Here is a 25,767-nt window from a genome sequence, read left to right as displayed (position 1 = left end):
TTAGTGCGGCGCGGCCTCGGTGGCAGCCTCAGTGGTCGCAGGCGGCGCTGCTTGCGGTGTACTCTGGCTCTGTGGCTGCTCGGGGGGCGGCATATAGAGCGGCCCCTTCAGACCGCACGCGGCCAACCCGAGGGACAGAAGAGTGGCAAGCAGACACTTGGTGAACTGGGTGATCATAATGGTTCGCTGCGAAAAAATTTTTGGCCCTCTATAATCGCACTCACATTGTTAAAAGCAACAGGATAAACCGATGAAGGATCACGAGTATCACGCCCTGACCGACGCCTTTTTCCAATATGTGGAAGACACGCTCGACGAGGGGTATCCGGATATCGACTGCGAACGCAACGGTGGCGTATTGACCCTCTCTTTCGAGAACAAGACCAAGGTCATCATCAACAAGCAGGAGCCACTGCACCAGATTTGGGTCGCCACCCGCGAGAACGGCTTCCACTTCGAACTGCAGGGTGACACCTGGATCGACAACCGCTTCGGCCACGAGCTCAAGGCGCTGTTGAGCCAATCCTGCTCCGCCCAGGCGGGTGAAGAGGTGATGTTTCCATGATCGACCTGCACCCGCAGGGCGCCCGTCACGCGGTGATCTGGCTGCACGGGCTGGGTGATTCCGGCGCAGGTCTCGCCCCGCTGGTGGACGCGCTGGATCTGCCCGCCGAGCTGCCGGTGCGTCACCTGCTGCCGGATGCCCCCGAGCGCCCCATCACCATCAACATGGGCTACAAGATGCGCGGTTGGTACGACATCAAGAGCTTCGAGGATCCCGCCGAGCGGGCCGTGGAGTCCCATGTCCGTGAATCGGCCGACCAGATTGCCGCCCTGCTCGATCAGCTGGTGGCCGACGGGTTTTCCCCCGAGCATATCGTGCTGGCAGGTTTCTCTCAGGGCGGGGTGATTGCCTCCTTCACCGCGCTGCGCTATCAGACAACGCTGGCGGGCCTGCTCTGCATGTCCACCTATCTGGCAGCCCCAGACAAGCTGCTCGGCGAGATGAGCGAGGCTGCTCGCACACTGTCCATCTGCTACATGCACGGCATCTATGACGATGTGGTGAGCCTGTCGCTCGGTTGGGATGCCAAGAACCGGCTTGAAGCTGCCGGGCTCGCCCCCGAGTGGCACGAGTACCCAATGCGTCACGAGATCTGCCGTCCGCAGCTGGGCGACATTCGCAGCTGGCTGCTGGCCCGCCTCGGCGCCTGAGCAACCGCAAAAGCAAACGGCCTGCATCTGCAGGCCGTTTTTATGGCGACTTACCCTCGCGGGTCACCCGACATCACGAGTGGGTGACACCTGCTCACGCGGAGCTCCCTGGCTGCGATAGGGGATCACTGCCAGCTCGCTCCCCTGCTGCACTATCTCGTAGTACTGGGGCAGGTTGAAGTTGATGAACTGACCATCATCGCTGAACCGCTCGTGGTTGGAGGTGTAGAAGCGGTTGACCCCCGCCACCAGCTCATCCTTGTTGCCGGCAAAGTGCTGGTAGATCTCCACCCGGTTCGCCTCATCGAGGATGTAGATGTTGGTGCCCGCATCCCGGGTATCGAAGAAGAACTGCACCAACCCTTCGCTGGCGTAGGCATCGACTATGCTCGGCAGATGCTGGCTGTGGGTCTTGTCGAGCCGCAGCGGCAGGTGATCCAGCTTGTTGTGGGAGATGTGACGGTAAAAATCGATGGCGTTCTCCAGCTTCTTCACCGACACCCCGCGCCGCTCGAAGAAGATGCCGTACTTCTCGCGGCCAAGGGCCATGGTCTTGACTAGCTGCTGCTTGTCGCGGGCAAGGCGCAGATCGATACACTCCGCCACCAGCTTCTGGAAACGGGAGCGCACCAGAGATCGGAAGTGCTGGCTATAGCAGAACACCTCGATCATCTCGGGGGCGGCGGCATCCTGATGCATCTTGCCGAGGATGGTGGTGAGGGCATCGACCACAGCTTCATCCCCCTGGAAGTGCAGGGTACGGATCTCGCTCCAGGAGTTGCGGTAGACCAGATCTACAGATCCCACCAGACACTCCTGATTGCGACCAAACGAGAAGACATCCACGGTGTTGGCGTCAAATTCGATCACCTGACCGACCCAGTGGCTGGTCGGGTCCATCTCCAGGTTGAGGAAGATGGAGAGCTGACGGATCTCGCACGGCCGACTGAGCGCCAGGTTGGTGGCCAGCGGGTACTTCTCGGGGAAGCAGCCGGAGAGATCGCGGCAGAACTGGTGCAGATTGTCGATGTGCAGATCCGAGCCCTGATTGAACAGGTGCACCCGCGACTGGGGGGTCAGCAGATCGTTGAAGTAGGCCCAGGAGACCAGCTTGCTGATGTAGCCGTTGAACTCGAGCGGCGCGCGACCAATGATGTCCACCGGCTCCAGCGAATGTTTGTATAGATACCAACCGGCGCGGTTGAGGCGACCGTGGGGCACCTGCACGAAGCTGAGATCCGGCTCGCTCAGATCTGGCGCTATCTTGAGGTTCACCCGCTGCACCTTGCCCGGCAGGCTCTCGAACGCGGCGTATAGTTTACGCGACAGGATGCCGATATCTTCCGGGTTGATCGACTCGCTGATGTTGTTGCGGCGGGCGAACTGGATCAGGTTGCGGTAGCTCTGCATCAGGGCTTCCAGCAGCTCGGCGTGAGCGATCTTCACCTCCTCGACCTTCCACTCGTGGCGATGATCGAGGTGGTACAGTTTATCCTGGCTCCAACCCCAGTAGGAGACCAGTTGGCTCATCTGCTCGCGGCGCCACTCGGGGGAGTGATCATCCTTGGGATGGCTGAGACCGTCGCACACCTTGAGGTAGAAGCAGCGGCGCACCAGATCGAGCCGCGCCATGTCGCCGATGGACTTGAGGTAGTTGGTCACCTTGTCCAGCATCAGACAATAGTTGTCGAGCCGGTAGTGCATCCCCTCGTTGTGCTGGAACCAGTCGCGACCAATCATCGACAGCAGGCGGGTGTTGGGATACTCGTGGGAGTAGGCTTCCATCAGCACCGACTTGAGCACCGCCTTGTAGGGAGAGTCGATCCCCTTATAGAGCTGCCACAGGGCGGAGCCGAAATACTCTTCGGCCGGAATACGGTCAAAACTGCCGAGATCGAGCCAGTCGTCCTGCTTGAGCTTGCCGCTCTCGAACAGCTCGTTCACATACGCATCGTAGTGATCATCACACTCGGTGGGCACCAGATACCAGATCAAGCGTTTGCCCGCGATACGCATGGCACTGCGGTAGAACTCGTCGAGCAGCAGCAGGTGCTGGGCACTGCCGCAGCTCTCCCCCTGCATCTGGGCATCGTTGGTCTGGCGGAACTTGTCTTCCGGGATCAGGAAGAAGTTGAGATCGACCCCGCGCTGTTCGGCCCACTTGGAGAGTTGCTGGCACTTCAGCTCCAGCAGATCGAGCCGCTCCTGCGACAAACCGGCCACGTGGCAGACCCAGATATCGAGATCGGAGTGACAGCATTGACCGATGGAGGAGGTGCTGCCCATGGAGTAGAGCCCCTGAATGGCCCGATCATGGGTGGCAAGGCCGCTCTGACAGTTGGCGTTGCGGCAGAGGTCATCGATAAAGGCTTGCTGCTCGGCGGTGGCGCTGAAGCTCCAGATGCCATGAGGGACATCACCGGAGACATAACCGGGCAGCAGGGGATGATTGAAGTGCAGCATGACAGGCAGCAGTTGGAATACCTGCTGCCCATAGCGACTCATGAGGCCTAACGCCCGCTGCGTCTTGAGACGGGTAATGTCGTCATAACGCGCAACCAGCGTATCGATGTGTTCCTGCAATGCCCTGCCTATCACCTAAGTGAAAATGACGCACCAAAAGGGGGATACGTCAAAAAAGTGTGATCATGTTAACAATGCAAACAGCGGTGGTAAACAAGCCTTCAGCTAAACGCCAGATTATTTCTGGTATGACCACATCAAGTATCAGGGGAAATCATTAAATTCCAATACATTCAATGAATTAATCAACACCCCTTGCTTAATGAAAATCATTTTCAGCATGCATTTTTGAGCTTGGCCCCGCTTTTGCCGGCTCCGCCATGAAAGCCCGGGCAAAGGGTGGTAATATCGATTTCCTTCTAAAAATGAAACAACTGATTGATATGGCAGCCCGAACCCTGAAAATTGCCACTCGCAAGAGCCCTCTGGCCCTGTGGCAGGCCAACTTTGTCAAAGACCGGCTCGAAGCCCTGCACCCGCAGTTGCAGGTCGAACTGGTGCCCATGAGCACTCAGGGTGACAAGATCCTCGATACCCCGCTGGCCAAGGTCGGTGGCAAGGGGTTGTTCGTCAAGGAGCTGGAGACCGCCATGCTGGAAGGGCGGGCCGATATCGCCGTTCACTCCATGAAAGACGTGCCGGTGGAGTTCCCCGAGGGACTTGGTCTGCACACTATCTGCGAGCGGGAAGATCCCCGCGACGCCTTCGTTTCCAACCGTTTCAAGGCTATTGCCGAACTGCCGCAAGGGGCCGTGGTCGGCACCTCCAGCCTGCGCCGCCAGTGCCAGCTGCGCGCCGCCCGCCCGGATCTGGTGATCCGCGACCTGCGTGGCAACGTCAACACTCGCCTCGCCAAGCTGGATGCGGGTGAGTACGATGCCATCATCCTCGCCGCCGCCGGTCTGAAACGACTGGAGATGGCGCACCGCATCACCGCCTTTATCGAGCCGGAGCAGAGCCTGCCGGCCAACGGTCAGGGGGCTGTCGGCATCGAATGCCGTCTCGACGATCACGAGCTGCACGCCCTGCTGGCGCCGCTGGAACACGCCGAGACCCGCGCCCGGGTGCTGACCGAACGCGCCATGAACCGCGCCCTGCAAGGGGGATGTCAGGTCCCCATCGGTGCCTACGCACTGGTCGAAGGCGAGCAGATCTGGCTGCGTGGTCTGGTGGGTAGCCCGGATGGCAGCCAGGTGATCCGCGACGAGATCCGCGGCCCACTGGCCGATGGTGAGGCCCTCGGCGAGCAACTGGCCCAGCGCCTGCTGGCCGCCGGTGCCGACGAGATCCTCGCCGAGGTCTACCGCACATGATCCCGCTGGTGGTGCGTCCGGCCGCCCAGGCCGCCGAGCTGGTGCAGTTGCTGCGCCAGCACGGCCATGCACCACTCTGCTGCCCGCTGCTGGAAACCGTGGCGGGCAGCGAACTCCCTCTCCTGCCCGACCTGCTGCGCAGTGCTGACGCGGTTATCGCCGTCAGCATCCATGCCGTTCATTTTGCACACGATTTTCTGTTGCAAACTGGTCAGACCTGGCCACATATTGAGTACTTTGCGGTGGGTCAGGCCAGCGCAGATGCGTTTGACGCCATCGGCATCACGGCAAGCTGCCCGGATGACCCGCGCAGCGAAGGGCTGCTGGCCCTGCCCGCCCTGCAGCAGGTAGCAGGCAAACGGGTGCTGATCCTGCGCGGCAATGGCGGGCGGGATCTCATCGCCAGCACACTGGCCTCACGCGGTGCTCTGGTGCACTATTGTGCGGCCTATGAGCGCCACTACCCCGAGCTAGACGGGGACAGATTGACCCGCCACTGGCAGGCAGCGGGGCTGGACAGCCTGCTCATTACCAGTGGTGAACTGCTGCAACGGCTGCTGGAGCTGGTTCCCGACCACCAGCGGCCCTGGCTTTTTGACCGCCTGCTGGTGGTCCCCAGCCCGCGCGTGGCCGAGATGGCCAGTGCTGCGGGCTTTATCCATATCACGATTGCCCAAGGTGCATCCAACCAGGCCCTGACGGCCGCACTGGAACTGAGGAAGATGGAATGACAGAACAACAAGAATCCCAGGTAAAACCCCAGCCGACCGCTGCGGTCAATGGCAGCAAGAGCCGCTCCGGTGCCGTACTGGGAGGGGTCGCCATCCTGCTGGCCCTTGGCCTGACCGGCGGTCTCTATCTGCACGGTCACAAGAATGCCGTGGCCCAGCAAGCCGAACTGGCCCAGCTCAAGCAGCAGCTGGCGAGCGCCCTGAGCAAGATCGACCAGACCAGCAGCAAGGATGCCGAGCAGCTGGCCGCGCTGGATCAAACCCAGCAGCGGCTGCAAGGGGAGATGCAGGGTCTGCAGAACCGGGTACTGGATCTCAACGATAAACGCCCCAACGACTGGATGCTGGCCGAATCCGAGTATCTGGTTCGGATGGCGGGTCGCAAACTGTGGCTGGAGCATGACCTCGTCTCCGCCATCACATTGCTCGGCAATGCCGACGAGCGGATCGCCGCCCTCAACGACCCCAGCCTGATGCCGATCCGCAAGGCGCTGGCCGAGGATATCGCCAAGCTCAAGGGGATGCCGCGCATCGATCGCGAGGGGCTGACCCTCAAGCTGGCCGCGCTCTCAGATCAGATCGAGCTGCTGCCCCTCTCCACCGTCAGCATGCCGGAAGCCAAGGCCGAGCCGGATCAGGCGGTCAGCGCCAATCCCGACGAGTGGGAGAGCAACCTGAAGAAAAACTGGGTCAAGTTCACCGAGAACTTCGTCACCATCCGTCGCCGCGATGGCGCGGTCGAGGCGCTGCTCTCGCCGCAGCAGGAGATCTTCCTGCGTGAAAACCTCAAAACCAAGCTGTTGCAGGCCCAGCTCTCCGTCTATCGCGAGCAGCAGGCGCTCTACGAAGACAGCCTGGACAAGGCCCAGCGCTGGCTGACCCAGTATTTCGACACCGACAACAGCGCCACCCGCTACATGCAGGGCGAGATCGACAAGCTCAAGGGTGAGCAGATCCAGATAGACTATCCGGCCCAGTTCAAGACCCAGGCCATGCTGGAGCAGGTGCTGACCGAACGCCTGCAACGCATTCTGGCAAGCAGCTGAGGAGGGCACCATGATCCGTATAATCATTCTGGTTGCCGTGATGGTCGCAGGGCTGATCTTTGGCCCGCAAGCCTCCGGTAACAAGGGCTATGTGCTGATTGCCCTTGGCAATTACACCATCGAATCCTCCGTCACCAGCGCGGTGATCCTGGCCGTGCTGTTCTACGGCGCCCTGCTGATCGTCGAGTGGCTGCTGGGACGGGTATTCGGCCTGCGCCGCAAGACCCTCGGCTGGTACGGCTCGCGCCGCCGCCGCAAGGCCAATCAACAGACCGTCGCCGCCACCCTGGCGATGGCCGAAGGGCACTACAGTCAGGCTGAAAAGCTGATGATCAAGGGGGCCAGCAACAGCGACACCCCGCTGCTCAACTACCTGAGCGCCGCCAAGGCGGCACAGGCCCGTGGTGACGACGCCCGCCGGGATCAATACCTGCAAAAAGCGCAGGAGGAAAATCCCAAAGCCGAGCTGGCGCTCACCCTGACCCAGACCCAGTTGCAAATCGAGCAGGGACAGTACGATACCGCGCTGGCGATGCTGGAGTCGGTCTACGCCCTCAACCCGCGCCACCCCATGGTGCTGGACCAGCTGCGTCAGGTACATCTGGCCCGTCAGGACTGGAGCGCCCTGTGCGACCTTATTCCCAGCCTGCACAAGGTGGGCAAGCTGACCCCGAAACAGGAAGAAGATCTGCTGCAACAGGCTTGGTCTGGTCGCCTGCAACAGGCTGCCGGCAGCCTCGAGACCCTCAAGGCGGTGTGGCAGGATCTGCCGCGCAAGCTGCGCCTCGAGCCAGAACTGCTGGCCTGCTACGGCGATCTGCTGCGCCAGCTGGGTGCCGACGGCGAAGCCGCCACCCTGTGGCAGGAGGCGCTGCGCAAACAGCCGATGCCGCAGCTGCTGGCTCGCCTGCCCAAGCTGAAACTCGACAGCTACCAGCCGCTGCTGGCGCTGCTGCAAAAGCAGCAGGGGCAACCGGAAGTGGACACTGCACTGGCCCAGCTCTATCTGCTGGCAGGCCAACTGGATGATGCCCAGAAGCTGCTGGAGCAGGAGGTGGTGCGGGCGCCGAGCGCCGCCGCCTACCACGCCCTCGGCCAGCTGATGGACAAGCGCCGCCTTACCAACAAGGCCAATGAGTACTACCGTCAGGCACTGGAACTGGCAGGGATTTGATCCTCAGACTACAAACAGCAAAAAGATAAGAGGCCGCACAATGCGGCCTCTTTTTTTATCTCTTTGCCCAGCCCTCGTCAGGTGGTAAGCCGCTCCAGCTCGCCAATCAGCCAGATGGCCTCGGCGCGGTGGCTACCGCACACATCCGCCATCGGACGAAAGCCGCCACATACCGCCGGCCTTTCGGGCTGACCGAAGATCTTGCAGCCAAGGCGCGCATCAAGCTGGATGCAGGGGACGCCAGCCGGTTTGCCATCGGGCATACCGGGGATGGCACTGCTGATACTGGGAGCGATGCAACAGGCACCGCAACCGGAACGACACTCCATACAACCCACTCCTGTCACAGGATCAACCTGCACTGTCGGACTCTCTGCCACCATAGCCCAGGCCAGATGACAAACGTAGAGGGCAGGCAGCAAAAAGCCCGACCGCGAGGCGATCGGGCTTGATTCACTACCGCATGGCGGGCAGAGCCATCATCACAGGATGATGTCGCGGACCACGCTGTCTTTGCGTTCCAGATAATGGATCGACTTGATACGGCGGATGGTGCGCGATTTGCCACGGATCAGCAGGGTCTCGGTGGTCGCCATCACGCCATCGCTGGTGATGCCGTCCAGCAGATCACCCTTGGTGATGCCGGTGGCGGAGAAGATGACGTTGTCGTTCTTCGCCATGTCTTCCAGCTTGAGCACCTTGTTGACGTCGATGCCGAGCGCTTCGCAGCGGGCAATCTCCTGCTCACCCAGCGCGATCACCTCGGGGCTGTCGCCCTTGACCCGGTGACGCGGCACCAGACGGGCCTGCATATCGCCATCCAGCGCGCGGATCACCGCAGCGGAGATCACCCCTTCCGGTGCGCCGCCAATGCCGTACAGCATGTCCACTTCGCTGTCCGGCAGACAGGTGAGGATGGAGGCTGCGACGTCACCATCGGGAATGGCGAAAACGCGCACGCCCAGACCCTGCATCTCCTTGATTGCCTTGTCATGACGCGGCTTGGCCAGGGTAATGACGGTCAGACGGGAGAGCGGCTTGCCCAGCGCCTTGGCCACGGACTTCAGGTTCAGCTCGAGAGCCTGATCCAGGTCGATGGCGCCTTTGGCCTTGGGCCCGACGATCAGCTTTTCCATGTACATGTCAGGCGCTTTCAGGAAAGAACCCTTGTCGCCCACCGCCAGCACGGCCAGCGCGTTGGCCTGACCCATGGCGGTCATGCGGGTACCCTCGATGGGATCGACCGCGATATCCACCGCGTCGCCGTGTCCGGTACCAACCTTCTCGCCGATATAGAGCATCGGCGCTTCATCAATTTCACCTTCGCCGATCACAATCTCACCATCGATCTCGATCTGGTTGAGAATGTGGCGCATGGCCGCTACGGCCGCCCCATCAGCGATATTCTTGTCACCACGTCCGAGCCACTTGTAGCCAGCCAGTGCAGCCGCTTCCGTCACTCGGGAAAACTCGATTGCCAGTTCACGTCTCATCGCATATCCAACCTATGGAGCTCGAAAACGGGCGGCATTCTACCACAAGGGCAAACCTTTGCGCACAAAAGTAGCCGCTGCGAGCAAGAATGTAGCCAATTCATCCAATTGCAACCCAATTGCCATCGACTCTTCATCCAACTGTCACCCCGCTGTCATCCACGCTGCCTAGCATGACCCCGTTTTCAAAACAAAAGCTTGCAACACCACAAGGGATTAAGATGAAAAAGCTGACTGTAGTGGCACTGGCTCTCACCGCAGCCTTCCAGGCTCAAGCCGTTGAAGTGTACAAAAATGACACCTCCATGCTGGATCTCTATGGCCGTATCTACGCTGGCCACTTCTTTGGTGACAAGAAGGAACTGGATGCCAGCGGCAAACCGAAAAGCGAATACAGCGACAAACAGGGTGCCAACCAGTTTGTCCGTTTCGGCGCCAAGGCCGAGACCCAGATCCAGAGCGGCCTGAAGGCTCTGGCTCAGTACGAAGTACAGATGTATATCAATGACAGCGAGAAGACCATCAGCGAGAACTCCGACAACCTGCGCACCCGTCTGGCGTTCGCCGGTGTCGGCGCTGACTGGGGCACCGTGACCTTCGGTCGCCAGAAAGGGGCCCCGGGTTTCCTGGCCGACTGGACTGATGTTTCCCTCTCCGACGGCTACGGCAACGAAGCGCTGGGCGCCAAGACCGACACCTTCGCCACCAACCGCGCCGGTTCCGTGCTGAAATACTCCGGCCTGTTCAATGGCTTCCAGCTCGACACCAGCTACAAGTTCGACGGTGGTGACACCGAAGAGACCACCAGCAAGGATAGCGACGCCGCCTACGGTGCTGCCGTGGCCTATACCTTCCCGTTCAACCTGTCACTGGGTACCGCCTACAACGTCGGTATCCGCGACAAGAGCGGTGAAGAAGATGCCAAGCTGTGGCTGATCTCCGCCAAGTTCGACAACAAGGCCGCCTACGCCGCCCTGAGCTATGCCGATGGCAGCGACTTCCTGGCGACCGGCACCGATCACACCGGTTGGGAAGCCGCGCTGGGCTACAATTTCGAGAACGGCTTCGGTCTGATGGCCCTGTGGAACAAACAGGAGCAGGACAAGGCTGGCATCAAGAAAGACAACGTGGATTACTACACCCTGGGTGCCCAGTACAAATTCAACAAGAACCTGCGGGTGATTGGCGAATACCGTATCAACAATCTGGACAGCAAGGAGAGCGGCAAGCTCAACGTCAAGGATGACTTCCAGCTGGCTGCCCGCTACGACTTCTAATCGAGGTTTTGCGGATCCCCAAAGCGCGATGGCTTGCCATCGCGCTTTTTGCTAAGCGTCGCTCACGACCGGAGAAAGTGGCCTAGGCTCAACAGTAGATGTATCGCCGGAGAGATGATCATGGTCAGGCTGCTTTTCGTCCTGCTGTTGCTGCTGGCTCTTCCCGCTCACGCCCTCTCTATCGCCATGGTGCTGTGGCGCGGTGAAACCGCAGCCGAAGCGGGCTTTCGGGCAGAGCTGACCCGCCTTGGCTATCAGGCCACCATCACCACCTATAACGCCGATCAGGATCGTACGGCGCTGGCAACCATGCTGCGCCAGCAGATGCTACCGAAACTGGCCGAATACGACTACATCTACACCTTTGGCACCACCGCCACCACCATGACCAAGAGTCTGGTGGCCAACCGCAAACCTCTGATTTTCAATGTGGTCTCCGATCCGGTCGGGGCAGATATCCTCTCGGAAGATAAAGCCCAGAACAGCATGGTGGCCGGAGTAAGCAACATGGTGCCGATGGCGCTGCAACTGGCCAACGCCAGCGAGCACCTGGCCACCGGCAAACGGCTGTTGCTGCCCTTCAATCCCCGTGAGCAGAACACCCTGCTGGTGGCCGATATGCTGCTCAATGAAGCGAAACGCTACCAGTGGCAGATGGTCACCTGGCGAATGGCCCCTGACCCACGGCGGCTGGACAACGAACTGAAGCGGCTGCAACAGGATGCCAAAAACGACATCGTCTTTCTGGCCGCAGACAGCTATCTGCTCTCCATCGCCCCCCGTTTGCTGAATGCACTCAACGCAGCTGCCATCCCTACCATCTGCAGCGCCGAGCTGTTCGTCGAACACGGCTGCAGCGTTGGCACCATCAGCAGCTACGAGGCGCTGGGCAAGATGGCCGCCGGGATCATCCATCGCCATCAGCAGGGAACAGAGTTGCAGGATATTCCGCTGCAGACCGACCCCCATCCCAAACTGGTGCTGGGGCAGCTGGGTAACGCCACCACGCAGGAGGAGAGCCCCACAAAGCCGAAGCCTTGATAAAGATCTCGGCCAATCAGGCTCCGGGCGGGTATGCTGTTGACCCCCATCGCCCGAGAGTCCTTTCCCATGAGCACCACCGTCTTTTTTGCCGTTCTGCTGGCAGCCCTGCTTCACGCCAGCTGGAATGCGCTAGTCAAAATTGGCGAAGAGCGGCTGGTGGGCGTGTCACTGGTGGCGATCTTCTCAGGGCTTATCGCCGCCGTGGCGCTGCTCCCCATGGGGCTTCCCTCTGCTGCCGAGCTGCCCTGGCTCGGCCTCTCAGTCCTGCTCCATATCGGTTACTGCCTGTTTCTCAGTCATGCCTACAATCAGGGCGATTTTGGCCAGATCTATCCGCTGGCCCGTGGCAGTGCCCCGCTGCTCGCCATGGCGTTAAGTGCCATATTGCTGGGGGACTACCCCGGTTACGGCGGCATCATCGGCGCCTGCGTGCTGGTCATGGGGGTCTTGCTGATGGCCTGGCGAGGCGGGCAGCAGCGCCTTGACAGCAAGGCAGTTCGGGCTGCACTGATCACGGCCATGTTCACGGCGACCTATACCCTCTCGGATGGAGCCGGCGCCCGCGCAGGGGGTGAACCGGTACGCTACACCCTCTGGCTCTTTGCCTGTACCGGGCTGGCGATGCTGCTGGTGTTGCTCGTCCACCAGAAACGCAACGCATGGCGCCAGATCCGTCGTCATGCGATGGCGGGAATGGCAGGAGGTGCCATGTCACTGCTCGCCTACGGGATTGTTATCTGGGCCATGACCCAAGCCCCCATTGGCGTGGTCGCGGCTCTGCGCGAAAGCAGTGTGCTGTTTGCCATGCTGCTCTCGGTCTGGCTGCTGAAAGAGCCGCTCGGGCGCATGCGGCTGACGGCGGCGGCCATTATCACCGGCGGCGTGCTGCTGACCCGGCTGGGAGGATAAGCGCTGTCGCCATTGGTGCAGATTTATCTGACAGGATGGCGTAATTCATTCCGCCAAATATGCCGAATACCAATAATGGAAATAAGTGTCGGCCCGGGCGTAAATGTTTACATCCGCAACGTATCAATTAACTGGCAGGTCTGTTTATTTCAACCACAGCTTCATTCGGGAAACTTACCTGCCAAGCAGCATTAATGATAAAATCGTTCACAGTTAATTTTCGGCAACGCTGACCAATACCGCGCATGGCACAGACCATGCCGCTCCGTCCATACATTCATTGACCGCCTGACGGGTAAGCCAGCCCGGTCAGAGATGACCCGATCGCGCCCACCACAGCAGGATGGCATGGCGCTACCGCGTTATTAATGGGCCCAGTTTCGTCTGTTTAATTTTTGATTATTTTAAATCCAGCACCATCAGGGAGTTTTTAATATGTCAGCAAAAAAGCTGAAGTTGGGCGCCTTTATATTGATGATATTAACATCGGTATTTGGCGTCACTAATATCGGGATCGGTTTTTACCGAATGGGATATGCCGCCATTCCGATGTTCGTGATCGGCGGTCTGTTCTTCTTCATCCCGTTCATTTTGATGATGATTGAGTTTGGTACCGGTTTTCGCAAAGAGGCGGGCGGCATCTTTACCTGGATGCGCCACTCGGTCTCGACCCGATTTGCCTTTATCGGTCTGACCATGTGGTTCGCCTCCTACGTCATCTGGATGTTTGGCAAGGCGCTTTCCATGTGGGTGCCCCTCTCCTTCATGCTGTTTGGCCGCGACATCACCGTCATCCCCGTCACCCTGGGCACCGGCATCGACTTTGGCCCCTTTATTCTGGGTGTGGTCGCCATCGCGCTGGTTGCCACCGTCACCAAGCTCATCACTCTGGGCAGCGCCCGCTTCGCCAAAGTGGCGGCCATCGGCGGCCTCTCCGTGGTGGCACTCAACGTGTTGCTGCTGGTCGGTGGCGTCTTCACCTTCGCGGTGAGCGGCATGACTCTGCAGGAACCCTTCACCCAGGCATCGCTGACGGCTTCTCCCAATGCCGCTTTCAACGACATCATCCCCTTCCTCGGCTTTATGGTGTTCGCCATCTTCGCCTACGGCGGGGTCGAGGCGATGGCCGGGGTGGCTGACGAGCTGGAAGATCCGGAGCGCGACCTCAAGCGCGGCATCTTCCTCTCCGGCGCCTTCATCGTGCTCTGCTACATCATCGGCTTTCTGGCGGTCGGCTCAATCATGCGCTGGAGCGACTTCCCGGCCGAGGGGATCACCTCTCTCTCCGCCCTCTTCATCATCATGCTGGAGCTGGGGCGCCATCTCGGTGGCGAGTGGCTGGGGCAGCTATTCATGCGCTTTGCTGGCCTTGGCATGTTCCTGAGCTATCTGGGTGCCTTTATCGCCCTCTCCTACGCGCCACTGCGCCAGTTCATCACCGGCACCCCGAGTTACTTCTGGCCGGAGCGTTTCCAACGCGAGAACGAGAATGGCGTGCGGATTGAAGCCCTCAAGGTGCAAGCCTGGGTGGTCTGTCTGTTCATTGCCGCCAAGTCCATCTTTACCCTGATCAACCCGGAAGGGGCCGCCGCCCTCTACGAGCTGATCATCACCATGACCAACGTCGGCATGACCCTGCCCTACATGTTCCTCATCTACGCCTGGTATCGCTATCGCAACAACCCGGCGCTGGGCAAGGACCTGATCTTCTTCAAGAGCGCGGGCTCGGTACTGCTTGCCACCATCATCAGCCTGATCCTGGTCGCCTTCGGCAACGTCTTTACCGTGGTCGCCCCCTTTATCTCCGGCGATATCTCCACCGGCGTCTGGACCATCATTGGCCCGCTGCTGTTCGTGGTGATCGCCATGCGCTTCAAGATCAAGCAGGAAGATGCCCACTAACCGGCAGGCAATGCTCCATGCCAATCGGGACCGTTCTGGTCCCGATTTTTTTAGCGCCGGCTTCCGCTCGCCATCACGGCCAGTCCATAGTTTCAATGCAAAAAAGACTCTATGGAGACCTCTTTTACGCTCTCCTCGCCGTCAGAGCACGCTCAACGCCGTAAATTATCAATATCAAGGTGAGAATGATTGTGAAGCGCCAGTTCACGACATATAACTTAGCGAGATATCCCTGTATTTCGTCCGGTAGAGCTGATCATGATGATGCGTTCCCTCCTTCCCCTGTTGCTTGGCGCAGTAATGCTGCCGGCCACTATGGACAGTGCCCATGCCAACCCCTTTTCCGCCAGCAGCAAGAGCAGCAGCGGCTTTCTCGAGCGACGGGATGTGCCCAACCTCAGCTCGGCTGCCTTCGTGGTGGCCAACCACAGAACCGGCGAGGTGATCTCCGAGCGCAACGGCAACCGGGTAATGCCCATCGCCTCACTCACCAAGCTGATGACGGCGCTGGTAGTGCTGGATGCCAACCTGCGCCTCAACGAAATGCTCACCGTGACCAATGCCGACATCGACCGCATCAAGGGAACCGGTTCACGCCTGGCCATCGGCTCTAGGCTCAGCCGCGCCGAAATGCTCCATATCGCCCTGATGTCCTCTGAAAACCGTGCCGCCTCGGCACTGGCCCGCCACTATCCCGGCGGTCAGCGCGCCTTTGTCGAGGCGATGAACGCCAAAGCCCGCATGCTGGGGATGTGGAATACCCACTATGCAGACAGCACCGGGCTCAACCCGCGCAATGTCTCCACCGCGCAGGATCTCGCCAAGCTCGCCGCCGCAGCGGCCTCCTATCCGCTGATCCGCCAGTACTCCACCGACGAGCAGAGTTATGTGCGCACCAACAAGCGTCAGCTGCACTACCTCAACTCCAACCGGCTGATCCGCGAAGGGCAATGGGAGTTCACCCTCTCCAAGACCGGCTATATCCGCGAAGCGGGCCGCTGTCTGGTGCTGGGCACCAAGGTCAATCGTGAGCCGGTGATCATGGTGTTGCTCAATGCCGAGACCACCAACGATAGGGTCGCCGATGCCAAGCGGATCAAAACCTGGCTGGAGAGCTCGGGCAGAACCACCCTGGCAGCCAACCAGAGCAGCATGCTGACTCACCAGTAAGCTCGAGATCCCCAACCAAGCGAGGCACCTGCCTCGCTTTTTTTTTATCTGCATGAGCGCGCCCAAAAAATGGGATCCAGTTCCCGCTACAGGTAACACCTTCCGCCATCCCGTTACAAAACGTAACTACTCAACAGCGTGATTCACACTAATAGAATCAATTGGTTGTAACCTGGCAGCAAGAATTTTAGCGTGCCATCACAACCCCTGTAACGACGAGCCACCATGCGCATTTCCAGTATCGAGTGCGGGCGGGTACTGGCCATTCTGGCCGTGATGACCATTCACGTATCCCCCTTCGCCAATCCGTTCAATCCCGCCCTGTGGGGAAGTGGATCCTGGCTCTGGCTGAGCGGCACCATCAACCAGTTATGCCGCTTTGCCGTGCCGCTGTTTTTCCTCTGTGCCGGTTACTTTCTGCAGCCGAGACTGAGCCGCGAAGCGCCGCTGACCGTGGCCTGGCGCTACTGCCACCCCTTGCTGCTGCTCTGGCTGGTATGGAGTCTGCTCTACCTGCTGGTGCCGTTCAATCCGCTGGATGCCGTGCAGCAAGGCTATCTGACCTCCCTGCGCGGGCAGTGGCAATTCCAGCTCGGCGACCCCCTCAATGGCTGGCTGGTGGGCGGCATGATCCACCTCTGGTTCCTGCCAGCCCTGATCATGGCGGTGACCCTGCTGGCACTCTGCTACCGGCTTGGCAGACCAGAGCTCACCCTCTGGCTGGGTCTTGGCCTCTACCTGCTGGCGCTGCTGGGGGGCTCCTATGCCAAGCCGCTGCTGGGCGCCGAGTGGCCACTGCTCACCCGTAACGGCCCCTTCTTCTCCCTGCTGTTTGTGGCGCTCGGGGCCCTGTTGCGCCAGCGTCAGTGGCAGCCCGATGCCCGCACCGGCTGGCAACTGCTGCTGGCGGGCGTGACGCTCTATGGCTGTGAAGCCTGGGCGCTGCAGCACTTTGCCGCAGTGCCGCTCACCCGCCACGACTTCCTGCTCGGCTCCCTTCCCTGGGCTCTCGGCCTATTTGGACTGCTGCTGGCCAACCCCGAGTGGGGCAAGGGCAGCTGGCTTGAACGTCAGGCCCCCAAAGTGCTCGGGATCTACTGCCTGCACATGATGCTGGTGGTCTGGCTCTTCGTGTTTGGCCCGCAGGCCGCATCCATCCTGTGGGAGATCGCCAAGGTGCCGCTGCTGCTGGGATCGTCTCTGCTGGTCTATCGCCTGCTGGCGACTATCCCCCTCACCCGCCGACTGCTGAGCTCTCGCTGAGTCCGATATCCGGCCCGTCCTATCGGGCCGGATATCGCTTCACATTTCGCACCTTTTTCTTCCGCTACGCCCTTCTCCCTCGCTTCGTTCTCGCGGTTTGCTGTAATGGCTCTGCTTTTCAGCCGAGCTCTGCCGACCACACAACACGCACCCAAAGCCCCCTCCATTTTCACCTTGCCAGACAAATGAAAATCAATATCATTGGCATCCCGCTTAAGCGGGTCAGGCTAATTATAATTAAATCAATATGTTCGAGCCGTCAGGTCGACATCCAAAGAGTCAATATTGAATATGCAGCACCCTCACTTTCGCAGAACGCTGGTCTCGCTGGCACTGCTGGGCACCGGCTTCACTGCCCAGGCCACCGATGAAACCATGACTGTGGTTGGCAAACGCTCCCAGCATCAGGAAGTTGCCACCGCAACCCGTACCAATACGCCAGCCAAGCTGGTTCCCCAGACCATCGACAGCGTCAAGGTCAGCGAGCTGACCGCCTTCGGCCAACCTACGCTGAGTGAAGCCCTGAGCGGCATTCCCGGGGTCAACGCAAGCGGTGATACCCGCTTCGACGGGGTCAATATCCGCGGCTTCAGCGCCAGCAACGACTTCTATCTCGACGGATTCCGCGACGACATGCAGTACACCCGGGATCTCGGCAACATCGAGCGGGTGGAAGTGCTCAAGGGCCCGGCTGCCGTGCTCTACGGCCGCGGTAGCACGGGGGGCATCGTCAACCGGGTCAGCAAGAAGCCGCAAAAAGGGCAGGAGTCCAGCGTCACCGCCCGGGTCGGCAGCTTTGACAGTCAGCGACTGGCCGCCGACCTCAATGGCGAGGCGAGTGAGCAGGTGCAACTGCGCCTCAACATGGCGCAAGAGGACAAAGATAGCTTCCGCAACGGCGTGAAGAGCAAGCGCACCCTGCTGGCCCCCTCCGCCAACTGGGAGATCAGCGACAACCTCAACTGGCTGGTGCAGTACGAGCGCAACGAACATGACCGCACCCCGGATCGCGGCATTCCCGGGGTCAATGGCCGTCCGGCCGATGTGCCGCGAGAGTATGTCTACAGCGATACCAGCCGCGACTTCATCGATGACGTGGCACAATCCACCCGCTCACGCCTCTCCTGGGATATCAACGATCAGTGGCAGTTGCGCCAGCAGCTCGGTTACTCCACCCTCGACAGCCAGTTTGACAACACCTATGTCACCAGCGTCAAAGGGGATCAGGTGACCCGCTCCCGCTGGCAGCAGGATCTGAAAGCGAAGAACCTGATCAGCAACACCGAGGCAGAAGGTCTGTTCCAGACCGGCCCGGTGGAACATCGCCTGCTGGCCGGCTTCGAGCAGAACTGGCAGGAGCGCACACCCAAGCTCTACCAGAACGCCACCGCCATCCCGTCCGGCAACCTCTACGACCCGGGCTCACTGCCTACCTACAATGGCGCCATGAAGCTCTCCAGCGACGCCAAACACAAGGTGCGCGGCAATGGCCTCTATCTGCAGGATCAGCTCAGCCTGGGTGACTGGCATCTGGTGGGCGGGCTGCGCCGTGACGACTTCACCGTCACCAGTCGCCGCTACGACCTCAACAAGGAGGAGAGCGTCTCGGTCAACAGCCTGAGCCCGCGCCTCGGTCTGGTGTGGAATCCCCTCGAGGATCACGCCTTCTACACCTCCTACAGCAAGACCTTCACTCCGGTGGGCGGCGAGCTGATCGGCATCACCCCGGGCGACAAAAACAACGGGCTGGAACCCCAGCACACCCGCCTCTACGAAGGTGGGGTGAAGAGTGACTGGCTGAACGGCAAGCTGGCGACCACTCTCTCCCTCTATCGACTGGAGATGTACAACAAGCGCACCAAGGATCCGCTGGATCCCACCAAGGTGATCCTCACCGGCCTGCAGCGTACCGAAGGGGTCGAACTGAGCGCCCGCGCCGAGCTGACCGACGAGATCTATCTGCGTGGCGGCTTCGCCATTCAGGATGCGGAGCAGGTCAAGGCGGATGCGGATCTGCAGGGCAAGCGCCCGATGAACGTCTCCCGCCAGAATGGCCAGTTCTATCTCGGCTACAAGAGTGGTGAGCAGGGCTGGTTCGGTGAAACCGGCGTGACGGCGGTGGGCGATCGCTTTGCCGACAACGCCAACACCACCACACTGCCCGGTTACGCCCGCTTCGATGCGCGCGCCGGTTATCGCTGGCAACAGTGGGAAGCCGAGCTGAGCGCCGAGAACCTGACTGACCACGAGTACTTCGTCAGCGCCACCAGTGCCACCCAGATCATGCCGGGCACACCCCGTCAGCTGAGCCTGACCGGTACCTACCGTTTCTGATCTCTGTGACAACCACCCCGACTGGCCAGCCCCTGCTGGCCAGTTTTTTTATGAAGCAACCACGATGAAACGCAGAAGAGTTCCCCTTCACAACAACAAATGGGTACGCCGCCTCCATGCCTGGGCCGGCTTTTTTACCCTCGCCCTGATGCTGATGTACGGCATCACCGGTCTCTGGCTGCAACACCGTGCCGTGTTGCCCATTCCCGGCCCCCACACCGACAAATCGAGTGAAGAGATAGTGCTCAAGGCGCCGCTCGCCAGCCCGGAGCAGCTGAAAAGCCTGCTGCAACAGCGCTATCCCGATACCTTTGCCGACGGGCGAACCATGATCACCCCGGCCCAGACACTGCCCACCCCGAACGGCCAGCTCACCATACCCGCCAAGTGGGAGATGCGCGGCGTCACCCTCAGCCAGAGCGTGGCCGCCAGCTATGTCGAGGGCACTCTGCTGGTACATACCGACCTGCAGCAAGCCAACTTTGCCGCCAGCCTCAACCGGCTGCACCGCGGCATGGGTACCGGCCTCGGCTGGCAGCTGTTTGGCGATATCGCCGCCCTGGCCCTGCTGCTGCTGGCCCTCACCAGCCTGTTTATGTGGACCAAGCTGCACGGCACACCCAGAGCCATCATAGTGCTGACGCTCGCAGGTACCCTCGGGACCCTGCTGTTTGCCCTGCTGGGATAGCGCAACCAGCATGTTTCATGCGCCGCAAGACATGAAAAAAAAGCAATAGAAACAGTCAGCTGGCGGCGATGCCGTCAGCGGCTATATCAAGAAAAGGAAATAACGGAGAGCGGGAAAAGAGAAGGGATACCAAGAGGTAACGGGAAGTACTGCCTACTCAGCAGTAACGCTCCAATGTGCAGGAACGCTAAAAAACAAAAGGCCATCATTGCTGATGGCCTTTTGTCATGAATTTGATGGTGCCCGGGGTCGGACTCGAACCGACACGGTTATTCACCGGCGGATTTTGAATCCGCTGCGTCTACCGATTTCGCCACCCGGGCAACTGCGAGGGATTATACGAATGGCGCGATGCCATGCAAGGTGTTTTTCGATTGAACACTCCCGTTTGTTCATTTATTCAACGCCTTGCCGATGCGGGGCCAGTTACATAGAATGCCGCCATCATCTTAATGGAATAAAAACGATGGCCAAGCCTAAAAAAGTCCAACAAAAATCCCCCTCTCCCGCCACTCAGCCATACCCGTCAGCAGGTCTGCTGCGTCGCCTCGGCGCCCTGATCTATGATGCGCTGGTGGTGACTTCGCTGCTGATCATCGCCGGCTTTATCGGCATGGGGGTCGCCAAGCTGTTGCTGATCACCGGCATGGCAAGCGTACCGGCGGGTGAAGATACCGTCTGGTTGCTGACCCGCCACCCCCTGAGCCTGATCTACACCCTGTGGCTCGCCTTCGTCATCTGCGGTTTCTACACCTGGTTCTGGACCCGCGCTGGCCAGACCGTCGGCATGCGCGCCTGGCGGCTGCGCATTCAGAACGAAGATGGCAGCCATATCCGTATTACCCAGGCGCTGATCCGTCTCGCCACTGCCGCCTTTGGTCTGGGCAACCTGATGTGCCTGTTCAACCGCAAGCGCCCACGGGCGTTCCAGGATATCTGGGCCGAATGCGAAGTGATTGTGCTGAGCAAAGAGGCCAATCTGGAATTGTTGAACAAGTAATACCGGATCAATGCAATAACGAAAGAGGGCACCAGCAGGTGCCCTCTTTGTATTACCACGTGTGAATTACTGCTTGCGGCTGAGGATGTAGAAGGAGATGCCGCCAAACAGCAGGCTGGGCGCGACAGCCGCCAGAATGGGCGGTACCGCATAGACCAGACTGATGGGGCCAAACACCCGATCACTCACATAGACGGCGAAACCGGTCATGATCCCCATCAGCATCCGCGCCCCCATGCTCACCGAACGCAACGGGCCGAAGATGAAAGAAGAGGCCAGCAGGATCATCGCCACCACCGAGAGCGGTGACAGCAGTTTGCGCCACATCTCCAGCTTGTAGCGACCGGCATCCTGCTTGTTGGCGTCCAGGTAACCGATGTAGTCGAGCAGACCGGAGACCGAGAGATTCTCGGGGTCGATACTCACCACCCCCAGCTGCTTGGGCGTCAGCTCCGAGCTCCACTCCATCTTGTCGTGCTCTTCACTGCGGATCTGAGCCGGGTCGTCGAAGCGGGTAACCTGCGTCTGCTTGAGCAGCCAGTGATGCCTTTCAAATACCCCCTCCCGTGCCTGCACCACGTCGATCAGCTTGCGCTCGGGGGTGAAACGATAGAGGGTGATGCCGGTCAGGGCACCATCGTTGCGCACCCCGTTGATATTAACGAAGTTGTTGCCATCCCGTGCCCACACCCCGTAGGCCGAGACGGTAAGCCGCCCTTCCGACATGGCACCGGCACGGATATCATCCGCCATCCGTTTGGCGACAGGGGCCACATACTCCCCCATCAGTCCTACCAGGATCATCAGCGGGATCGCGGTTTTGAGCGCCGCCATTACAATACTGATCTTGGAGCGGCCCGCCGCCTGCATCACCACCAGCTCGGAGCTGGTCGCCAGCTGGCCCAGACCGATCAGACCGCCCAGCAGTGCCGCCAGCGGGAAGAAGAGCACCGCCTCCTTGGGCATGGAGAGCAACACATAGTAGAGAGCATTGAGCATGTCGTAGTTGCCCTCTCCGACAGACTTGAGCTGTTCCACATACTTGATGAGCGCCGCAAGACCAACGAGCGTGAGCTCACACAGCAGGATCGACATAAAAATGACCCTGCCGATATATCTATCGAGAATGCCAAACATCAGCGGTAGTTCCTATGTGGCTTCATCATTTTGATTTGTTTATGAAATATTTGCTCTTTACCCCGTTCCACCAGCTGGTGCCCTGCAAATTGAGGGGCAGGCCAATAAACAGCAGATAACCGAGCGGAACCAGGAACATCCCCGGCCAGTAGGGCAACCGGCCACTGTCGATAGCCGAGCGGGCAGCACTGAGCAGCAGGAAGTAGGAGAGATAGAGCATGATGGCCGGCAACAGCTTGGCGTAGCGCCCCTGACGGGGGTTGACCCGAGCCAGCGGAACTACCAGCAGGGTGAGCACCGGAATGGAGAGGGGCAGCGAGATACGCCATTGCAATTCACCCATCATGTCGTTTTCCTGGGTACCCAGCAGCTCCATGGTGGGTTTGGCCGCCGCCTTGCGGTTGGAGCGCTCCATCTCCTGCTGACGGATCACCAGACCATACTCGCGAAAATCGGAGATCTGGAACTGCTTGCCGGAGAAGTTGCCTTCATAGCGGGAACCATCCTTCAGAGTCAGCCACTGCAGACCATTCTCATCGATCGTCACCACCCCTTCGCTGGCCACCACCACCGAAGGGGGGTTGCTGCCTTCGGCCCGCTGCAGCACGAAGATCTTCTGCAGCTTCGAGCCGTTGTCGTTCAAATCCTGGATATAGGCAACCAGGCGCCCCTTGTCGAGCTCCATAAAGCGGCCCGCCTGCAGGAAAGAGATCCCCGGATCCGACTTGAACTCGTCGATCACCTGATACTCTCGCTCCTTGGCCTGCGGGGCGATCCAGCCGGTGTTGAACGCTGCGACTGCAGCGGTCAGCAAGGCCAGCAACATGGCGCTGCGCATTACGAAACGGTGGCTGAAACCCACCGCATGCATCACCGTCATCTCGCTTTCGGCGTAGAGGCGACCATGGGCAAACAAAATGGCTAAAAAGAGACTGATAGGCAGCATCAACAGCGCCATATTGGGCAAGTTGAGCAGCAGCAGGGTGGAGACCAGACGTGTCGGCACCTCGCCATCGGCGGCATCACCGATGATCTTGATAAATTGTTGGCTGACAAAGATAAGCAGCAATACGAATAACACTGCCAGCTGGGTTTTCAGGGTTTCCCTGAACAAATATCGGAAAACGATCACAGTCATTCCCAAGTAAACTTGTGTTTTTAGTCGAATGCCTGAAAAATAGGGCCGTATATTGGATTTTTACCAGTTTGAACTGCGGAGCCTGTGGCTGTTCGCTCCGCCTCTGATACCCCAACAAGCACCGCATTATTCAATAAAAGGTGCCTTTTGTCTTTAGGATGTAGGAGATTCCATGGAGTTCAGTGTAAAGAGTGGCAGTCCAGAGAAGCAACGGAGCGCCTGCGTCGTAGTCGGCGTATTTGAGCCGCGTCGCCTCTCTCCGGTTGCCGAACAACTGGACAAGATCAGCGATGGCTATATCAGTTCGCTGCTGCGCCGTGGCGACCTGGAAGGGAAACCAGGCCAGATGCTGCTGCTGCATCAAGTACCGGGCGTGCTCAGCGAGCGCGTACTGCTGGTCGGATGCGGCAAGGAGCGGGAACTCGACGAACGCCAGTACAAGCAGATCATCAACAAGACCATCACCACCCTCAACGAAACCGGCTCCATGGAAGCGGTCTGCTTCCTCACCGAGCTGCACGTCAAGGGTCGGGATACCTATTGGAAGGTGCGCCAGGCGGTAGAAACCACCAAGGCGGGCCTCTACAGCTTTGATCAGTTCAAGACCAACAAGGCCGAGCCACGTCGCCCGCTGCGCAAGCTGGTATTCAACGTGCCGACGCGTCGGGAACTGACCATTGGTGAAAAAGCCATCGCTCACGGTCTGGCCGTGGCCAAGGGTGTGCGGGTCTGCCGCGACGTGGCGAACATGCCGCCCAACGTCTGCAACCCGGCCTATCTGGCCTCCCAGGCCCGTCGTCTGGCCGATGCCTACGACAACATCACCACCAAGGTGGTGGGCGAGCAGGAGATGGCCGAGCTCGGCATGAACTCCTACCTGGCGGTGGCCCGCGGCTCCGATAACGAAGCCATGATGGCCATCATCGAATACAAGGGTCATCCGGATGCCAAGCCCATCGTGCTGGTCGGCAAGGGTCTGACCTTTGACTCCGGCGGCATCTCCATCAAGCCGGCCGACGGCATGGACGAGATGAAGTACGACATGGGTGGCGCCGCCTCCGTGCTCGGTACCATGCATGCGCTGGCCCAGCTGCAACTGCCGATCAACGTCATCGGCGTGCTGGCAGGCTGCGAAAACATGCCGGGTGGCAACGCCTATCGCCCAGGTGACATCCTCACCTCCATGTCCGGCCAAACCATCGAAGTGCTCAACACCGATGCGGAAGGTCGTCTGGTACTGTGTGATGCGCTGACCTATGTGGACCGCTTCGATCCGGAAACAGTGATCGACGTGGCGACCCTGACCGGTGCCTGCGTTATCGCGCTGGGTCACCACACCTCGGGTCTGCTGGCCAACCACAACCCGCTGGCCCACGAGCTGCTCAACGCCTCCGAGCAGGCGGGTGATCGCGCATGGCGTCTGCCGCTGTTCGATGAGTATCAGGAGCAGATCGACAGCCCGTTCGCCGACATGGCCAACATCGGCGGTCGTCCGGCCGGCACCATCACCGCAGCCGCCTTCCTGTCACGCTTCACCAAGAAGTACAACTGGGCCCACCTGGATATCGCCGGGACCGCCTGGAAGAGTGGCAAGGATAAAGGCTCCACCGGTCGTCCGGTGCCCCTGCTGACCCAGTTCCTGCTGAACCGGGCTGGCGTGGATATCGAAGAGAAAGAGTAACTCTCCGGCCCCTGCCGATGGCTGCATCGGAAGGGTTGGCGTTACCCTGAACCACAAGGAAGAGGCCCGCCTCTTCCTTGTTTCATTCTTGAATCAGTGAGCTGCGGACGGGAAACGCCCCGTCAGCCTCATGAGGCGGTCAACAGTCCGTCACCGCAAAACGGGATCAACCTGATGAGCCAAGTGACCTTTTACCTGATGAGCGAACAGGATAACGCGCAGGCCTCCGCCGTCGAGCGACTGGCCTGCACTCTCGCGGCCGAGTCGTGGGGGGCGGGCCATATCTACCTGTTCTGCAACGATGAGGCCCAGGCCCTGCGTCTGGACGAACTGTTGTGGCAATTGCCGCCGGAGCGCTTTGTGCCGCACCAGTTGCAGGGCGAAAGCGGCATGGCCCCGGTGGAGATCGGCTATCAGCCACCGAAACGGCGCTACGCCCGCCTCATCAATCTGGCCACTGCGACACCTTTGTTTGCAGGACACTTCGCTCAAGTGGTAGATTTTGTCCCCACTGACGAAACACAAAAGCAGCAAGCTCGCGAGCGCTACAAGCACTATCGCCAGGCAGGCCATGCCCTCGAAATGAGGGATCAGCCCGTCCTTGCCGCACCGGATCCGGCGCAGCCCTGACTGCAACCAATTGATCCATAAAGAATCAACACCAGACTCCATCCATCCAGATTACGGCGAGACCATGGAAAAGACTTTTAATCACAACGCCATCGAACA

Annotated in this window: 23 protein-coding genes and 1 tRNA gene; 17 read left to right on the top strand and 7 right to left on the bottom strand. The window is 59.9% G+C overall.

The features are described 5' to 3' along the window. On the bottom strand, nt 1-177 hold the full coding sequence (gene lptM, locus G5358_RS07855; RefSeq protein ID WP_019444858.1) for an LPS translocon maturation chaperone LptM: 177 nt from the start codon (nt 175-177) through the stop codon (nt 1-3). A gap of 73 nt (nt 178-250) precedes the next feature. Here lptM and cyaY point away from each other — a divergent pair, with 73 nt between their 5' ends. Further along, entirely contained in the window at nt 251-565 is a 315-nt protein-coding gene (gene cyaY, locus G5358_RS07850) for an iron donor protein CyaY (protein ID WP_158110378.1), read from the top strand. Further along, nucleotides 562-1,215: an alpha/beta hydrolase gene (locus G5358_RS07845; protein ID WP_421323914.1), complete on the top strand. Its 654-nt coding sequence runs from the start codon at nt 562-564 to the stop codon at nt 1,213-1,215. The genes cyaY and G5358_RS07845 overlap by 4 nt, the downstream gene beginning before the upstream one ends. Nucleotides 1,216-1,278: 63 nt before the next feature. On the opposite strand, the gene G5358_RS07840 is transcribed toward G5358_RS07845, so the two are convergent. Then, the gene (locus tag G5358_RS07840) at nt 1,279-3,798 is read right to left on the bottom strand and encodes a class I adenylate cyclase (protein ID WP_421323913.1); all 2,520 of its coding nucleotides are present in this window, start codon (nt 3,796-3,798) and stop codon (nt 1,279-1,281) included. A 323-nt stretch (nt 3,799-4,121) separates the two neighbouring features. On the opposite strand from G5358_RS07840, the gene hemC reads away from it, so the two are divergent. The 4 genes from hemC to G5358_RS07820 are packed head-to-tail and all read left to right on the top strand — an operon-like array spanning nt 4,122 to nt 8,002. Then, complete coding sequence (hemC, locus tag G5358_RS07835; RefSeq protein WP_139731431.1) at nt 4,122-5,051, top strand: hydroxymethylbilane synthase; 930 nt, start codon at nt 4,122-4,124, stop codon at nt 5,049-5,051. Next, a complete protein-coding gene (locus G5358_RS07830; RefSeq protein WP_421323912.1) occupies nt 5,048-5,782 on the top strand; it encodes a uroporphyrinogen-III synthase in 735 nt (244 codons plus the stop codon). Before hemC ends, G5358_RS07830 begins: the two co-directional genes overlap by 4 nt. Beyond that, nucleotides 5,779-6,828 (top strand): uroporphyrinogen-III C-methyltransferase, encoded by a 1,050-nt coding sequence (locus tag G5358_RS07825; RefSeq protein WP_005355191.1) that lies wholly within the window; start codon nt 5,779-5,781, stop codon nt 6,826-6,828. The genes G5358_RS07830 and G5358_RS07825 overlap by 4 nt, the downstream gene beginning before the upstream one ends. 10 nt (nt 6,829-6,838) lie before the next feature. Next, the gene (locus G5358_RS07820; RefSeq protein ID WP_421323911.1) at nt 6,839-8,002 is read left to right on the top strand and encodes a heme biosynthesis HemY N-terminal domain-containing protein; all 1,164 of its coding nucleotides are present in this window, start codon (nt 6,839-6,841) and stop codon (nt 8,000-8,002) included. Between the two features lie 77 nt (nt 8,003-8,079). Here G5358_RS07820 and G5358_RS07815 read toward each other — a convergent pair whose 3' ends face one another. Together G5358_RS07815 and glpX are read right to left on the bottom strand one after the other, a co-directional pair. Further along, nucleotides 8,080-8,331 (bottom strand): YkgJ family cysteine cluster protein, encoded by a 252-nt coding sequence (locus tag G5358_RS07815; protein ID WP_033115487.1) that lies wholly within the window; start codon nt 8,329-8,331, stop codon nt 8,080-8,082. A gap of 153 nt (nt 8,332-8,484) precedes the next feature. Beyond that, nucleotides 8,485-9,495 (bottom strand): class II fructose-bisphosphatase, encoded by a 1,011-nt coding sequence (gene glpX / locus G5358_RS07810; protein ID WP_421230877.1) that lies wholly within the window; start codon nt 9,493-9,495, stop codon nt 8,485-8,487. A gap of 221 nt (nt 9,496-9,716) precedes the next feature. On the opposite strand from glpX, the gene G5358_RS07805 reads away from it, so the two are divergent. The 8 genes from G5358_RS07805 (at nt 9,717) to G5358_RS07770 (ending at nt 20,082) form a co-directional block, all read left to right on the top strand. Further along, complete coding sequence (locus G5358_RS07805) at nt 9,717-10,772, top strand: porin (RefSeq protein WP_019444867.1); 1,056 nt, start codon at nt 9,717-9,719, stop codon at nt 10,770-10,772. A gap of 120 nt (nt 10,773-10,892) precedes the next feature. Continuing rightward, nucleotides 10,893-11,813 (top strand): ABC transporter substrate-binding protein, encoded by a 921-nt coding sequence (locus tag G5358_RS07800; protein ID WP_374809753.1) that lies wholly within the window; start codon nt 10,893-10,895, stop codon nt 11,811-11,813. Between the two features lie 33 nt (nt 11,814-11,846). Continuing rightward, nucleotides 11,847-12,725 (top strand): EamA family transporter, encoded by an 879-nt coding sequence (locus tag G5358_RS07795; protein ID WP_421323910.1) that lies wholly within the window; start codon nt 11,847-11,849, stop codon nt 12,723-12,725. Between the two features lie 435 nt (nt 12,726-13,160). Beyond that, the gene (gene yjeM, locus G5358_RS07790; protein ID WP_279490100.1) at nt 13,161-14,627 is read left to right on the top strand and encodes a glutamate/gamma-aminobutyrate family transporter YjeM; all 1,467 of its coding nucleotides are present in this window, start codon (nt 13,161-13,163) and stop codon (nt 14,625-14,627) included. A 258-nt stretch (nt 14,628-14,885) separates the two neighbouring features. Continuing rightward, nucleotides 14,886-15,797 carry a D-alanyl-D-alanine endopeptidase gene (pbpG, locus tag G5358_RS07785; protein WP_042053464.1) on the top strand — a complete coding sequence of 304 codons (912 nt, stop codon included), beginning with the start codon at nt 14,886-14,888 and terminating at the stop codon, nt 15,795-15,797. Nucleotides 15,798-16,022: 225 nt separating this feature from the next. Beyond that, complete coding sequence (locus G5358_RS07780; RefSeq protein ID WP_421323909.1) at nt 16,023-17,060, top strand: acyltransferase; 1,038 nt, start codon at nt 16,023-16,025, stop codon at nt 17,058-17,060. A 291-nt stretch (nt 17,061-17,351) separates the two neighbouring features. Continuing rightward, the gene (locus G5358_RS07775; protein ID WP_120416099.1) at nt 17,352-19,394 is read left to right on the top strand and encodes a TonB-dependent receptor; all 2,043 of its coding nucleotides are present in this window, start codon (nt 17,352-17,354) and stop codon (nt 19,392-19,394) included. 64 nt (nt 19,395-19,458) lie between these two features. Continuing rightward, complete coding sequence (locus tag G5358_RS07770; RefSeq protein ID WP_421323908.1) at nt 19,459-20,082, top strand: PepSY-associated TM helix domain-containing protein; 624 nt, start codon at nt 19,459-19,461, stop codon at nt 20,080-20,082. 237 nt (nt 20,083-20,319) lie between these two features. Here G5358_RS07770 and G5358_RS07765 read toward each other — a convergent pair. Next, nucleotides 20,320-20,405, bottom strand: a tRNA-Leu gene (locus G5358_RS07765). Nucleotides 20,406-20,548: 143 nt separating this feature from the next. On the opposite strand from G5358_RS07765, the gene G5358_RS07760 reads away from it, so the two are divergent. Continuing rightward, nucleotides 20,549-21,082 (top strand): RDD family protein, encoded by a 534-nt coding sequence (locus G5358_RS07760; protein ID WP_421323907.1) that lies wholly within the window; start codon nt 20,549-20,551, stop codon nt 21,080-21,082. A 66-nt stretch (nt 21,083-21,148) separates the two neighbouring features. Here the strand turns inward: G5358_RS07760 and lptG are convergent, their stop codons facing one another. Together lptG and lptF are read right to left on the bottom strand one after the other, a co-directional pair. Beyond that, the gene (gene lptG, locus G5358_RS07755) at nt 21,149-22,219 is read right to left on the bottom strand and encodes an LPS export ABC transporter permease LptG (protein ID WP_216952705.1); all 1,071 of its coding nucleotides are present in this window, start codon (nt 22,217-22,219) and stop codon (nt 21,149-21,151) included. A gap of 25 nt (nt 22,220-22,244) precedes the next feature. Next, nucleotides 22,245-23,357 (bottom strand): LPS export ABC transporter permease LptF, encoded by a 1,113-nt coding sequence (gene lptF / locus G5358_RS07750; protein WP_216952704.1) that lies wholly within the window; start codon nt 23,355-23,357, stop codon nt 22,245-22,247. 172 nt (nt 23,358-23,529) lie between these two features. On the opposite strand from lptF, the gene pepA reads away from it, so the two are divergent. Together pepA and G5358_RS07740 are read left to right on the top strand one after the other, a co-directional pair. Next, on the top strand, nt 23,530-25,038 hold the full coding sequence (gene pepA / locus G5358_RS07745; RefSeq protein ID WP_005336423.1) for a leucyl aminopeptidase: 1,509 nt from the start codon (nt 23,530-23,532) through the stop codon (nt 25,036-25,038). Between the two features lie 174 nt (nt 25,039-25,212). Further along, nucleotides 25,213-25,668: a DNA polymerase III subunit chi gene (locus G5358_RS07740; RefSeq protein ID WP_421323906.1), complete on the top strand. Its 456-nt coding sequence runs from the start codon at nt 25,213-25,215 to the stop codon at nt 25,666-25,668. Nucleotides 25,669-25,767 lie beyond the last annotated feature (99 nt).

This window comes from Aeromonas sp. 604176 (genome assembly GCF_049170755.1).
Lineage (GTDB): Bacteria > Pseudomonadota > Gammaproteobacteria > Enterobacterales > Aeromonadaceae > Aeromonas > Aeromonas veronii_A.
The sequence above is the reverse complement of the archived record's forward strand: the minus strand, read 5'-3'. Positions and strand labels throughout refer to the sequence as shown.